The organism is Belnapia sp., assembly GCF_059504005.1.
This window is the reverse complement of record NZ_JCACHU010000097.1, coordinates 84,554-98,634: the sequence shown is the minus strand read 5'-3', so window position 1 is coordinate 98,634 and position 14,081 is coordinate 84,554. Positions and strand designations below refer to the sequence as shown.

The following is a 14,081-nucleotide window of genomic DNA, read 5'->3' as shown; positions in this document are numbered from 1 at the left end:
GCCGGCGGGGGCCGGAACCGCAGGGCCGGTGGCCAGGGATGGCGGCCGAATCGGGTGCTTCACGGGGCCGGGAAAACCGCTACTGTCCAGCCGTTTCGAGACCGGGGGAAAAAGCTCATGCTTCGTCGCAACCTGCTGGCCGGGGCCGCCCTGGCCGGTGCCGCGCTCCGCTTCCCGGCGCCCGCCCTGGCCCAGCCGGCCGGCAGCCGGGTGCTGCGCTTCATCCCGCAATCCGATGTCGCGGTGGTCGACCCGATCGTCACCACCGCCTATGTGACGCGGCACCACGCCTTCCTCATCTACGACACGCTCTATGGCGTCGATGCCGACTTCAAGCCGCAGCCGCAGATGGCCGAGGGGCACAAGGTGGAGGATGGCGGGCGGCGCGTGACCATCACGCTCCGCCAGGGCCTCGCCTTCCATGACGGCGAGCCGGTGCGGGCGCGGGACTGCGTCGCCTCGATCAAGCGCTGGGCGCAGCGGGATGCGCTCGGCCAGGCGCTGATGGCGGCAACCGACGAGCTGGTCGCCGATGACGACCGCAACCTCACCTTCCGCCTCAAGCGGCCCTTCGCCCTGCTCTTCGACGCGCTGGCCAAGGCATCGTCGCCGGTACCCTTCATGATGCCGGAGCGCATCGCCGCGCAGGATGCGAACACGCCGATCCGGGAGAATATCGGCTCCGGCCCCTTCCGCTTCAAAGCCGATGAGCGCGTACCGGGCAGCCTGCTGGTCTATGAGCGCAACCCGAATTACGTCCCCCGCGAGGGCGGCACGGCGGCCTGGACCTCGGGGCCGAAGCAGGCGCGTCTCGACCGCGTCGAATGGCGCGTAGTCCCGGATGCCTCGACCGCCGCGGCCGCGCTCGGCAACAACGAGGTCGATTGGTGGGAGCAGCCGACGGCCGACCTGCTGCCGCTGCTCCGGCGCAACCGCAGCCTCGTCGTCGAGAATTACGACCCGACCGGGCTGATGGGGCTGCTGCGCTTCAACGCGCTGCATCCGCCCTTCAACAACCCGGACATCCGCCGGGCGCTGCTTGGCGGCGTCGAGCAGTCCGATTTCATGAGCGCCGTCATCGGCACCGACCCGTCCAGCTGGCGGGACGGCGTCGGCTTCTTCCCGCCGGGGACGCCGATGGCGAGCACGGTCGGCGTCGATGTGCTGAAGGCGCCGCGGGACTACGACAAGGTGAAGCGCGACCTCGCCGCCGCCGGCTACAAGGGCGAGAAGATCGTGGTGATCGCCGCCTCCGATTTCCCGTCGCTGAATGCCCTCGCCCAGGTCGGGCGGGACATGCTGGTGAAGTCGGGGATGAACGTCGACTACGTCTCGACCGACTGGGGCAGCGTCGTGCAGCGGCGCGCCAGCCGGGAGCCGGCTGAGCGTGGCGGCTGGAGCGTCTTCTTCACCTTCTTCGCCGGGCTCGACTTCTTCTCGCCGGCGACGCATCTCGGGCTCCGCGGCAACGGGACGAGCGCCTGGTTCGGCTGGCCGACCATGCCGAAGATGGAGGAGCTGCGCACCGCCTGGCTCGATGCGCCGGACCTCGCCGCGCAGCAGAAGCTGGCCGCCGAGATCCAGGGGGAGGGGTTCCGCGAGGCGCCCTACCTGCCGCTCGGCCAGTACTTCCAGCCCTGGTCCTATCGGCGCGGGGTGACGGGGGTGCTGGGGGGCATGCCGCTCTTCTGGAACCTGCAGAAGAGCTGAAAGCCCAGCTTGCGGCGGGGCTGCAATCCGCGCTTCACTTCCCGGAACGGCCGGCATGACCGGCCTCCGGGGAGACCAGGATGTTCCGACGCACTGTGCTGGGCGCTGCCGCCGCGGCGCCCCTCGCCCATTTCGCGATCGCCCAGCCGGCCAGCAGCCGGGTCCTCCGCTTCATCCCGCAATCCGATATCGGCACGCTCGACCCGATCACCACCACCGCCTATGTCACCCGCAACCATGGGCTGATGGTCTGGGACACGCTCTACGGGCTGGATGGGGACCTCAAGCCGCAGCCGCAGATGGTCGAGGGCCATCGGGTCGAGGATGACGGCCGGCGCTGGACGCTGACCCTGCGCCCCGGCCTCCGCTTCCATGATGGCGAGCCGGTGCGGGCGCAGGATTGCGTCGCCTCGATCAAGCGCTGGCAGCAGCGCGACCCGCTCGGCCAGGAGCTCGCCGCCCGCACCGAGGAACTGGTGGCGACCGACGACCGCACCCTCGTCTTCCGGCTGAGGAAGCCCTTTCCCCTGCTGCCCGATGCGCTCGGCAAGATCGGCTCGCCGGTGCCCTTCATCATGCCGGAGCGGCTGGCGAATACCGATCCCTTCCGCCCGGTCGGCGAGTTCATCGGCAGCGGTCCCTTCCGCTTCAAGGCGGATGAGCGGGTGCAGGGCAGCCGCTTCGTCTATGAGCGCTTCGACGGCTATGTGCCGCGCGAGGGCACCCCGGCCTGGACCTCGGGCCCGAAGCGCGCCTTCGTCGACCGCGTCGAGTGGCGGGTGACGCCGGACAGCGCGACGGCCTCCGCCGCGCTGCAGTCGGGCGAGGTCGACTGGTGGGAGAACCCGCCGAACGACCTGCTGCCGCCGCTCCGCCGCAGCCGCGACATCGTGACCGAGCAGCCCGACCCGACCGGGCTGCTCGGCTTCGGGCGGTTCAACCACCTGCACCCGCCCTTCAACAACCCGAAGCTCCGGCGCGCGCTGCTGGGCGCCGTCAGCCAAGCGGATTTCATGACCGCGGCCTGGGGCAGCGAGCGGGGCGCCTGGGCGGACAAGGTCGGCTTCTTCCCGCAGGGCACGCCCTTCGCCAGCGATGCCGGGATGGAGGCGCTGAGCGGGCCGCGCGACCTGCAGAAGGTGAAGCGCGAGGTGGCCGAGAGCGGCTACAGGGGCGAGCCGGTGGTGCTGCTCGGCGCCACCGACTTCCCGATCATCAACGCGCTCGGCCTGGTGGCGGCCGATCTCTTCAAGCAGGTCGGGCTGAATGTCGACTACGTCGCCGCCGACTGGGGCACGGTCGTGCAGCGGCGCAACAGCCGCGAGCCGCCGGAGAAGGGCGGCTGGAGCATCTTCTTCACCTACTGGGCCGGCCTCCACACGCTGAACCCGGGCATCAACCAGATCCTCCGGGGCAACGGCGCCAATGGCTGGTTCGGCTGGGCGAGCTCCGAGCGGCTGGAGGCGAAGCGGGCGGAGTGGTTCGATGCACCCAGCCTTACCGCGCAGCAGCAGGCGGCGCGGGAGCAGCAGGCGATCGCCTACGAGGAGGTGCCGACCCTGCCGCTCGGCCAAAGCTTCACCACCACGGCCTACCGGCGGAGCATCACCGACGTGCCGAAGGGGCCGCCGCTCTTCTGGTCGGTAAGGAAGACCTGAACCATGCAGCGACGCAGCCTCCTTGCCGGCGCCGCAGCGCTGCCGGCCGCCTTGTCCAGCCCCGGCCTCGCCCAGCCCGGCAATGCCCGGGTGCTGAAATTCGTCCCCCAGGCCAACCTGACGAGCCTCGACCCAATCTGGACCACGGCCAATGTCACCCGCAACCATGCCTGGCTCGTCTATGACGTGCTCTATGGGATGGATGCGCGCTTCCAGCCGCAGCCGCAGTTGGCCGCCGGCCACACGGTCGAGGATGGCGGGCGGGCCTGGACCTTCACCCTGCGCGACGGCCTCCGCTTCCATGACGGGGAGCCGGTGCGGGCGGGCGACTGCGTCGCCAGCCTCCGCCGCTGGATGAAGCGCAACTCCAACGGCCAGAAGATGGAGCCGCTGATCGAGGAGCTGGTGGCGCTGGACGACAAGCGGCTGCGCTTCCGGCTGAAGCGGCCCTTCCCGCGGCTGCTCGAGGCGATCTCCAACCCCTCCAACCCGGCCGCCTTCATCATGCCGGAGCGGATCGCGCGGACCGACCCGTTCCAGCAGATCCGCGAGACGGTGGGCAGCGGGCCCTTCCGCTTCCTGCCCGGCGAGTACAACTCGGGGAGCTTCGTCGCCTATGAGCGCAACCCGAACTACCAGCCCGTCGGCGCCGGCGCCGTCAGCCTGACGGCGGGGCCGAAGGTGGCGCATTTCGACCGCATCGAGTGGCACATCATCACCGATGCGGCGACGGCGGCCGCCGCGCTGCAGGCGGGCGAGATCGACTGGTACGAGCAGCCGCCGCCGGAGATCCAGCAACTGCTCGGCCGCAACCGGCAGATCGTGGTGGAGGCGATCGACACCCTGCCGAACCCGGCGATCCTCCGCTTCAACCACCTCCACCCGCCCTTCAACGACAAGAAGATGCGCCAGGCGCTGCTGCCGGCGGTGGACCAGGCGGACTACATGACGGCGATCGTCGGGCCGGACCCGGCGGGCTTCACCAGCATGGGCGTCTTCACCCCCGGCACGCCGCTCGCCAACGATGCCGGGATGGGGGCGCTGCTCGGGCCGCGCAGCATCGACCGCGCGAAGGCGTTGCTGAAGGAGGCGGGCTACACCAACCAGCCGATCCGGCTGATCGGCCCGACCGACATCCTGGCGCCGGCCGCGATGACGCAGGTGGCGGCCGACATGTTCCGCAAGCTGGGGGTGAACCTCGATTTCGCCCTCACCGACTGGGGCAGCGTGGTGCAGCGCCGCGCCAACCGCGAGCCGCTCGACAAGGGCGGCTGGAGCGTCTTCCTCACCGCCTTCTCCTCCTTCGAGTTCGCCGACCCTTCGAGCAATTTTCCGCTGCGCGGCAATGGCCCGGCCGGCTGGTTCGGCTGGCCGACCATCCCGAAGCTGGAGGAGCTGCGGGATGCCTGGTTCGATGCGCCGAACCTCGAGGCGCAGCAGAAGCTGGCACGGGAGATTCAGCTCACGGCCCTCGACGAGCTGCCCTACATCCCGGTCGGCGCCTACCGGGCGATGACCTCCCTGCGGCGGAACCTCACAGGCCGCGTGCCGGGTTTCGCGCTGTTCTGGAACCTGAAGCGGAGCTAGCCCATGGAACGCCGCAGCCTGCTGAAGGGCGCCGCGCTCGCGGCGCTGCCCGCCCCGGCCTTCTCGCAGGCGGCGGGGCGCGTGCTGCGGGTGATCCCACAGTCCAACCTCACCAGCCTCGACCCGGTCTGGACCACGGCGGTCGTCACCCGCAACCACGGCTTCCTGGTCTATGACCAGCTCTGCGCCCAGGATGCCAAGGGCGAAATCCGGCCGCAGATGGCCGAGGGCTGGGTGACGGAGCCGGATGGGCTGGCCGTCACCTTCACCCTGCGGACGGGGCTGAGGTTCCATGACGGCGAGCGGGTGCTGGCCCGCGACTGCGTCGCCAGCATCAATCGCTGGGCGCGGCGCGACCCCTTCATGCAGGTGCTGCAGCCGAGCATCGCCGGCGTCGAGGTGGTGGATGACCGGCGCTTCCGCTTCCGCCTCCGGAAGCCGGTGCCGCTGCTGACCTTGGCGCTGGGACAAACGCAATTCCCCTGCTTCGTCATGCCGGAGCGGATCGCCGCGACCGATGCCTTCCAGCAGGTGCGGGAGGCGGTGGGGAGCGGGCCCTTCCGCTTCCTCGCCGAGGAATGGAACCCGGGGCAGCGCGCGGTCTGGGCGAAGTTCGACGGCTACGAGCCGCGGCCGGAGCCGGTGGACGGGCTGGCCGGCGGGCGGGTGCCGCGGCTCGACCGGGTGGAGTGGACCATCATCAGCGACCCGGCAACGGCGGCCTCCGCCATGTCGACGGGCGAGCAGGATTACTGGGAGTATCCGCTGCACGACCTGCTGCCGCTGCTGAAGCGGAACCGGCAGGTGGTGGTGGAGCAGCGGCTGCTGGACGGCTTCTACGGCATCTGCCGCTTCAACTGCCTGCAGCCGCCCTTCGACAACCCGGGCATCCGCCGCGCCGTCGCCATGGCGGTCGACCAGCGGGACTACCTGCGTGCCGTCGCCGGCAACGAGGCGGGCGGGTGGGAGACCTGCGAGGGCGTCTTCACCTGCGGCACGCCGCTCGCCAACGAGGCGGGCAGCGAGGTGCTGAAGACCCACAGCCTCGAGCGCGCCAAGGCGGCGCTGGCCGAGGCGGGGTACAAGGGCGAGAAGGTCGTGCTGATCGCGCCCGGCGACTACCCGCAGATCAATGCCCTCTCGATGGTGACGGCCGACCTGCTGCGGCGGCTCGGGATGAATCTCGAGCTTGTCTCCACCGACTGGGGCACGCTGGTGCAGCGGCGCGCGAGCAAGGAGCCGGTGGACAAGGGCGGGTGGAGCATCATCCACACCACCTCCTCCGGGCAGAGCCTCAGCCTGCCGGTCTATCACCTCTTCCTGCGCGCCAACGGGCCGCAGGCCTGGTTCGGTTGGCCCGATGACCCGGAGATCGAGCGGCTGCGCCAGGCCTGGGTCGATGCGCCCGACCCGGCCGAGGGGCGGCGCGTGGCCGAGGCGCTGAACCGGCGGGCCATGGAGGTCATGGCCTACATCCCGCTCGGCTTCTACTGGCAGCCCTCGGCCTGGCGGCGGAACGTCACCGGGGCCTTCCGGGCGCCGGCGACGGTTTTCTGGAACATGTCCAAGGCCTAGGGCTCGCGAGGCAAGGTCGGGCGGGTCGGCCTGGCGGGTCACTTCCGCCTCGGCTGCGTCGCCGGGCTTGCCGATGCAACCTGCATCGGCGGCGCCATCCTTCTTCCCGGGGCGAAAAACCCCTCGCCAGCCCTCAACCGCCGACCTCGTCTGACGCGCCCAGACCCCGTTGCGCCGGCCCCGGGGCTGAGGCAAGGACAGCCGACCGGACCGGGAGGAACGCCGCATGCATCGTCGCACCCTGCTGAAGGGCACGGGCCTCGCCATGGCCGCCCCGCGCCTGGCCCTGGCGCAGGGGAATGCCCGGACGCTGCGCTTCGTGCCGCAGGGCAACCTCGCCAATATCGACCCGATCTGGACGACGACGACGCTGGCCCGGAACCACGGGCTGATGGTCTATGACACGCTCTTCGGCCTCGGGCGCGACTTCCAGCCGAAGCCGCAGATGGCGGCGGGGCACGAGGTCTCGGCCGATGGGCTGGTCCATGCCATCACGCTCCGGCCCGACCTCCGCTTCCACGACGGACAGCCGGTGCTGGCCCGCGACTGCATCGCCTCCATCGCCCGTTGGTCGAAGCGCGACGTGCTGGGCCAGCGCCTGGCCGCCCTGCTCGAGGAGATGCAGGTCAAGGCCGATGACCGCTTCGAGATCGCGCTGAAGAAGCCCTGGCCGGGGCTGATCTGGGCGCTCGGCAAGCCATCGGCGAATATCTGCGCCATCATGCCGGAGCGCGTGGCGCAGACCGATCCCTTCACCCAGATCACGGAGTATGTGGGCAGCGGCCCCTTCCGCTTCCGCGCCTCGCAATGGGTGCCAGGCAGCCTGGCGGCCTATGAGCGCTTCCCCGGCTACGTGCCGCGGGACGAGCCGCCGGATTTCCTCGCCGGCGGCAAGACCGTCTATTTCGACCGGGTCGAGTGGCATGTGATGCCCGACCCGGCGACGGCTGCCGCCGCCCTGCAGAACAACGAGGTCGATTGGTGGGAGACGCCGCTCGCCGACCTGCTGCCGGTGCTGAGGGGCAACCGCGACATCGCCATCGAGGTGGTGAACACCGCGGGCGCGCTCGGCATGATCCGCTTCAACCACCTGCACCCGCCCTTCGACAGGCCGGAGATCCGGCGGGCGCTGCTGCCGGCGATCGACCAGGTCTCCTTCATGCAGGCCGCACTCGGCGAGGACAAGGCGCTGTGGCAGGTGCCGGCAGGGGCCTTCACCCCGGGCACGCCGCTCGCCACCGATCTGGGTATGGAGGCGGTCGCCGGGCCGCGCGACCCGGAGGCGGCGAAGCGGGCCCTGGCGGCGGCCGGCTACAAGGGCGAGCCGGTCGTCATCCTCTCGCCAACCGACTTCCCGGCCATCAACGCCCTGTCGGAGGTGGCGGCGGATGCGCTGCGGCGGGCGGGGATGAAGGTCGACCTGCAGAGCATGGACTGGGGCACGCTGGTGCAGCGCCGGGCGAAGCGGGAGGCGCCGGCCCAGGGCGGCTGGAACGTCTTCTGCACCACCTGGGAGGGGCTGGACGTCTCCGTCCCCGGCAGCCATCAGCCGATCCGGGGCAACGGGGCCCAGGGCTGGATCGGCTGGTCGACCAGCCCGCGGCGGGAGGCGCTGCGTGACGCCTGGTTCGACGCGCCCGACCTGGCGGCGGAGCGGAAGATCGCGGAGGAACTGCAGGCCCTGGTCTGGGAGGAGGCGCCCTTCATCCCGCTCGGGCTGCTGCGGCCGCCCCAGGCCTACCGGCGCAGCCTGACCAACATCGTCACCGGCGGGCCGCCGCTCTTCTGGAATGTCAGGCGCGGCTAGGGTGTGATTTCCGATTGGCACGGCCCGTGCAAGTGGGGGTGACAGCGCTCTTGGCGGCGTAAGTACGCTGGCGCAATGCCCAAGGCTGAGGCAGGCTGATGGTTATCCGGGCGGAAACGGACCGCTCGGCTGGGAGCTGGGAGACGACAAAGGATGGATCGCAGGAGTTTCCTGAAGGGGACGGCCGCTGCCGGAATGGTGGGCGCCGCTTCGGCTGGGCTGGCCGGCCCGGCGCTGTCGCAGGGTGCGGCGGCGCGGACGCTGCGCTTCGTGCCGCAGGCGAATCTGGCCAATTTCGACCCGATCTGGGGCACGCAATATGTGGTCCGCAACGCCGCGGCCATGGTCTGGGACACGCTCTACGGCTTCGATGACACGCTGACGTCGAAGCGGCAGATGGTCGAGGCGGAGCAGGTCTCGGCCGACGGGCTCACCTGGGAATTCCGCCTGCGCCCCGGCCTGAAATTCCATGACGGCGCGCCGGTGCTGGCCAGGGACGTGGTGGCGAGCCTCACGCGCTGGTCGGCCCGCGACCCGATGGGGCTGATGGTCAAGGCCATCCAGAACGAGCTGGTCGCGGTCGACGACCGCACCTTCCGCTGGGTGCTGAAGAAGCCCTATCCGAAGCTGCTGATGGCGCTCGGCAAGAACAGCACGCCGATGGCCTTCATCATGCCGGAGCGGCTGGCGAAGACCGACCCCTTCCAGCAGGTCAGCGAGTTCATCGGCAGCGGGCCGATGCGCTTCAAGCGCGACGAGTGGAACCCGGGCGCCAGGGCCGTTTTCGAGAAATTCGCCGACTACCTGCCGCGGGAGGAGCCCGTCTCCTGGCTCGCCGGCGGCAAGCGCATGGGCGTCGACCGGATCGAATGGCTCATCATGCCCGACCCGGCGACCGCCTCCGCCGCCTTGCAGAACGGCGAGGTCGACTGGTGGGAGAACCCGATCACCGACCTGGTGCCGCAGCTCCGCCGCAACCGCAGCATCCGCGTCGACATCGCCGACCCGCTCGGCAATATCGGCACCTTCCGCATGAACCACACGACGACGCCCTTCAACAACGTGAAGGTGCGCCGCGCGGTGCTGATGGCGATGAGCCAGGAAGACTACATGCGAGCCCTGGTCGGCGACGACAACAACCTGTGGAAGTCGCTGCCGGGCTACTTCACCCCCGGCACGCCGCTCTATACCGAGGAGGGCGGCGAGATCCTGAAGGGACCGCGCAACCTCGACGCGGCGAAGAAGGCGCTGGCCGAGAGCGGCTATGACGGCTCGCCCGTCACATGCGTCGTCGCGCAGGACCAGCCGATCACCAAGTCCTTCGGCGACGTCACGGCCGACCTGCTGAAGCGCATGGGCTTCAACGTCGACTTCGTGGCGACCGACTGGGGCACCACGGGCCAGCGCCGCGCGATGAAGAACCCGGTGGGGCAGGGCGGCTGGAGCATGTTCCACAGCTGGCATGCCGGCGCGGACTGCATCAACCCGGCGGTCTACAACGCCATCCGCGCGAATGGCGACGGCGCCTGGTTCGGCTGGCCCAACATTCCGGCGGTCGAGACCGAGGTGGCGAACTGGTTCGATGCGCCCGACCGCGCCGCCGAGAAGGCCGTCATCGGCCGGCTGAACAAGGCGGCGCTCGACAACGTCGTCTATGCTCCGACAGGCTTCTTCCTCGGCTACCAGGCCTGGCGGGCGAGTGTCTCGGGCATCGTGAAGGGGCCGCTGCCCTTCTTCTGGGGCGTCTCCAAGTCTTGACTGTAGCGGATAAGATCGGGAGCCTCGCGCAGCCGCATACCGGTTGCGCGGGGCTCCCCAAAGCGTAAGGAGGCGCCATGTTCGCCTATGCCGTCCGGCGCGTCCTGGCCACCATCCCGGTGATGGCCATCGTTGCGCTCTTCGTCTTCAGCCTGCTCTACATCGCGCCGGGCGATCCGGCCGCCGTCATCGCCGGCGACCAGGCGACGCCGCAGGATGTGGAGCGCATCCGCGCCTCGCTCGGGCTCGACCGGCCCTTCCTGGTTCGGTTCGGCGAATGGGTGTGGAACATCCTGAACGGCGACATGGGCGTTTCCATCTTCACCAACCTGCCGGTCACGACGATGATCCAGCAGCGGATCGAGCCCACGCTCTCGCTGATGGTCCTGACGCTCTGCCTCGCCGTCAGCATCGCCGTGCCGATGGGCGTCGTCGCCGCCTGGAAGCAGGGCAGCTGGATCGACCGCGCGGTGATGGGCTTCGCAGTGCTCGGCTTCTCCGTCCCCGTCTTCGTCGTCGGCTATGTGCTCGCCTATATCTTCGCCCTCGAGCTCGACTGGCTGCCGGTGCAGGGCTACACCGCCTTCCGCGAGGGCTTCTTCCCCTGGCTGGAGAACCTGATCCTGCCCTCCATCGCGCTGGGCGGCGTCTATATCGCGCTGATCGCCCGCATCACCCGGGCAACGATGCTCGAGGTGCTGCAGCAGGACTACATCCGCACTGCACGCGCCAAGGGGGCGGGGCAGCGCAGCATCCTCTTCCTGCACGCGCTGAAGAATGCCGCCGTGCCGATCGTCACCGTCATCGGCATCGGCATCGCGCTGCTGATCGGCGGCGCGGTGGTGACGGAGAGCGTCTTCGCCATCCCCGGCCTCGGGCGGCTGACGGTCGATGCGATCCTCAGGCGCGACTATCCGGTCATCCAGGGCGTCGTGCTGCTGTTCAGCTTCGTCTACGTGCTGGTCAACCTGGTGATCGACCTGGCCTATACCCTCTTCGACCCGAGGATCCGTTACTGATGTCCTCCGCCGTCCTTTCCCCCTCCGCCCCGCCGCGCGAAGTCGCCGCCGCCGAACCGATGGGCGACGTCCTGCCGCCGGTGAAGCCGCGGCGCGGCCTCATCGGCTTCATCCGGCGCAACCCGACCATGGCGCTCGGCGGCTTCCTTCTGCTGCTGATGGTGGGTATCGCCATCTTCGCGCCGCTGCTCTGGACGGTGGACCCGACGGCCCTCGCGCCGGCGCGGCGCACGCGCGAGCCCTCGGCCATGTACTGGTTCGGCAGCGACATGCTGGGGCGGGACGTCTATTCCCGCGTGCTCTACGGCGCGCGGATCTCGCTCATCGTCGGCTTCTCGGTCGCCTTCTTCGCCTCGGTGATCGGGCTGACGATCGGCCTCGTCTCCGGCTATGTGCGCTGGGCGGACAGCATCATCATGCGGATCATGGACGGGATGATGTCGATCCCCTCCATCCTGCTGGCGATCGCGCTGATGGCGCTGACCCGGGGCAGCGTGCAGAACGTGATCCTCGCCATCACCATCGCCGAGATCCCACGCGTCTCGCGCCTGGTGCGCGGCGTGGTGCTCTCGCTGCGCGAGCAGCCCTATGTCGATGCCGCGGTGGCGGCGGGGACGCGGACGCCGCGCATCATCCTCCGCCACATCCTGCCGAACACTCTCGCGCCGATCACCGTGCAGGCGACCTATGTCTGCGGCGCGGCGATGATCACGGAGGCGATCCTCTCCTTCATCGGCGCGGGCACGCCGCCGATCATCCCCTCCTGGGGGAACATCATGGCGGAGGGCCGGGCGCTCTGGCAGGTGAAGCCCTATATCGTCTTCTTCCCCGCCGTCTTTCTCTCCATCACCGTTCTCGCCATCAACCTGCTGGGCGATGGCTTGCGCGATGCGCTCGACCCGCGCATGGCGAAGAGGGTTTGACGCCATGGCCGAGCCCCTCCTCGTCGTCGAGAACCTGCAGACGCATTTCCGCACGCCGGATGGCATCAACCGCGCGGTGGATGGCGTCAGCTTCCAGGTCAATGCCGGGGAGACGGTGGCGATCGTCGGCGAGTCGGGCTGCGGGAAATCCGTGACCTCGATGTCGATCCTCCGCCTGATCCCGGAGCCGCCAGGGAAGATCGCCGGCTCCATCCGCTTCCAGGGCCGGGACCTGCTGACGCTATCCGAGCCCGAGATGCGCGCCATCCGCGGCAACGAGATCAGCATGATCTTCCAGGAGCCGATGACCTCGCTGAACCCGGTGCTGAATATCGGCCGGCAGATCGGCGAGACGCTCCGCCTGCACCAGGGCCTCTCGGCGCGCGATGCCGAGGCCAAGGCGGTCGAGATGCTGAAGCTGGTTGGCATCCCGGAGCCGGGGCGACGGGTGCGGGAGTATCCGCACCAGCTCTCGGGCGGCATGCGGCAACGGGTGATGATTGCCATCGCGCTCGCCTGCAACCCGAAGCTGCTGATCGCCGACGAGCCGACCACGGCGCTCGACGTGACCATCCAGGCACAGATCCTCGAGCTGATGCGCGGGCTGAAGAACACCGTCGGCGCCGCCATCGTGCTCATCACCCATGACCTCGGCGTCGTCGCCGAGGTCGCGGAGCGGGTGGTGGTCATGTATGCCGGCAAGAAGGTGGAGGAGGCGCCGGTCGTCGAGCTCTTCAACACCCCGCGCCACCCTTACACGCAGGGGCTGCTCGGCTCCATGCCGAAGCTCGGCTCCTCGCTGACCGGGACGGAGACGCGGCTGGCCGAGATCCCCGGCCTGGTGCCGAGCCTCAAGCAGAAGATCCCCGGCTGCGTCTTCGCCTCGCGCTGCCCGCATGCGACTGACCTTTGCGTGCAGGTCGCGCCGGCGCTGGAGGAGAAGGCGCCGGGCCACGTCGCCGCCTGCCACTACGCGCTCAAGGAAGGGGCGATCGCCGCATGAGTTCCCCGCTGCTCGATGTCCAGGACCTGAAGAAGCACTTCCCGATCAAGGGCGGGTTCTTCGGCGGCGTCACCGGCAAGGTCTATGCGGTGGACGGCGTCTCCTTCTACATCAACAAGGGTGAGACGCTGTCCCTGGTCGGCGAGAGCGGCTGCGGCAAGTCGACCGTGGGCAAGGCCATCCTGCAGCTCTTTCCCATCACCGCCGGGCAGGTGGTGCTGGACGGCACGCGGATCGACGACATGTCGGCCAGCGTGCTGCGGCCGCTGCGGCGGCGCATGCAGGTGGTGTTCCAGGATCCCTTCTCCTCGCTCAACCCGCGCATGCGGGTGCGCGACATCCTGGCCGAGCCGATCCGCAATTTCGATCTGGCGCGCAACGGCGCCGACCTCGAGGAGAGGGTCGGCAAGCTGATGGACACGGTGCGGCTGCCGCGCGACGCGGTGAACCGCTGGCCGCACGAGTTCAGCGGCGGGCAGCGCCAGCGCATCGGCATCGCACGCGCCCTGGCCGCCGAGCCGGACCTCATCATCTGCGACGAGGCGGTCTCGGCGCTCGACGTCTCGGTGAAGGCGCAGATCGTCAACCTGCTGCAGGAGCTGCAGGAGCAGCTCGGCCTCGCCCTGCTCTTCATCAGCCACGACCTGGCGATCGTCGAGCACATGACGCACCGGGTGGCGGTGATGTATCTCGGCAAGATCGTGGAGGTGGCGCCGAAGCGCAGCCTCTTCGCCGCGCCGAAGCACCCCTATACGGAGGCGCTGCTCTCCGCCGTGCCGGTGCCCATGCCGGGCAAGGCGCGGGAGCGGGTCATCCTCAAGGGCGACGTGCCGAGCCCGATCAACCCGCCGACCGGCTGCCGCTTCCACACCCGCTGCCCCTATGCCTTCGACCGCTGCCGGGTGGAGGAGCCGCCGCTCCACCCCATCCCGACCGCGCTGGACGCGGGGCACATGGCCGCCTGCCACCTGCACGACCTGCCGGCCGACCGGAACCCGCTTGCGGTGGCCAAGGGCCAGGCGTTGATGGCGGTGTGACCGG

Annotated in this window: 10 protein-coding genes; all 10 read left to right on the top strand. The window is 69.7% G+C overall.

The window, feature by feature from the left end; genetic code table 11:
- The first annotated feature begins 117 nt into the window (after positions 1–117).
- The gene (locus AC5JJ1_RS14105; protein ID WP_495785740.1) at positions 118–1,710 is read left to right on the top strand and encodes an ABC transporter substrate-binding protein; all 1,593 of its coding nucleotides are present in this window, start codon (positions 118–120) and stop codon (positions 1,708–1,710) included.
- 80 nt (positions 1,711–1,790) lie between these two features.
- Positions 1,791–3,368, top strand: a complete 1,578-nt coding sequence (locus AC5JJ1_RS14100; protein ID WP_495785739.1) for an ABC transporter substrate-binding protein — start codon at positions 1,791–1,793, stop codon at positions 3,366–3,368.
- A gap of 3 nt (positions 3,369–3,371) precedes the next feature.
- Positions 3,372–4,955 carry an ABC transporter substrate-binding protein gene (locus AC5JJ1_RS14095; protein ID WP_495785738.1) on the top strand — a complete coding sequence of 528 codons (1,584 nt, stop codon included), beginning with the start codon at positions 3,372–3,374 and terminating at the stop codon, positions 4,953–4,955.
- Between the two features lie 3 nt (positions 4,956–4,958).
- The gene (locus tag AC5JJ1_RS14090) at positions 4,959–6,530 is read left to right on the top strand and encodes an ABC transporter substrate-binding protein (RefSeq protein WP_495785737.1); all 1,572 of its coding nucleotides are present in this window, start codon (positions 4,959–4,961) and stop codon (positions 6,528–6,530) included.
- Between the two features lie 226 nt (positions 6,531–6,756).
- Positions 6,757–8,337 carry an ABC transporter substrate-binding protein gene (locus AC5JJ1_RS14085; RefSeq protein WP_495785736.1) on the top strand — a complete coding sequence of 527 codons (1,581 nt, stop codon included), beginning with the start codon at positions 6,757–6,759 and terminating at the stop codon, positions 8,335–8,337.
- A gap of 153 nt (positions 8,338–8,490) precedes the next feature.
- Positions 8,491–10,095: an ABC transporter substrate-binding protein gene (locus tag AC5JJ1_RS14080; RefSeq protein WP_495785735.1), complete on the top strand. Its 1,605-nt coding sequence runs from the start codon at positions 8,491–8,493 to the stop codon at positions 10,093–10,095.
- A gap of 77 nt (positions 10,096–10,172) precedes the next feature.
- Positions 10,173–11,114, top strand: coding sequence for an ABC transporter permease (locus tag AC5JJ1_RS14075; protein ID WP_495785734.1), 942 nt, complete (start codon positions 10,173–10,175; stop codon positions 11,112–11,114).
- On the top strand, positions 11,114–12,037 hold the full coding sequence (locus AC5JJ1_RS14070) for an ABC transporter permease (protein ID WP_495785733.1): 924 nt from the start codon (positions 11,114–11,116) through the stop codon (positions 12,035–12,037). Before AC5JJ1_RS14075 ends, AC5JJ1_RS14070 begins: the two co-directional genes overlap by 1 nt.
- 4 nt (positions 12,038–12,041) lie before the next feature.
- Complete coding sequence (locus AC5JJ1_RS14065) at positions 12,042–13,040, top strand: ABC transporter ATP-binding protein (protein ID WP_495785732.1); 999 nt, start codon at positions 12,042–12,044, stop codon at positions 13,038–13,040.
- A complete protein-coding gene (locus AC5JJ1_RS14060) occupies positions 13,037–14,077 on the top strand; it encodes an ABC transporter ATP-binding protein (RefSeq protein WP_495785731.1) in 1,041 nt (346 codons plus the stop codon). The genes AC5JJ1_RS14065 and AC5JJ1_RS14060 overlap by 4 nt, the downstream gene beginning before the upstream one ends.
- The last annotated feature ends 4 nt before the right edge of the window (positions 14,078–14,081 follow it).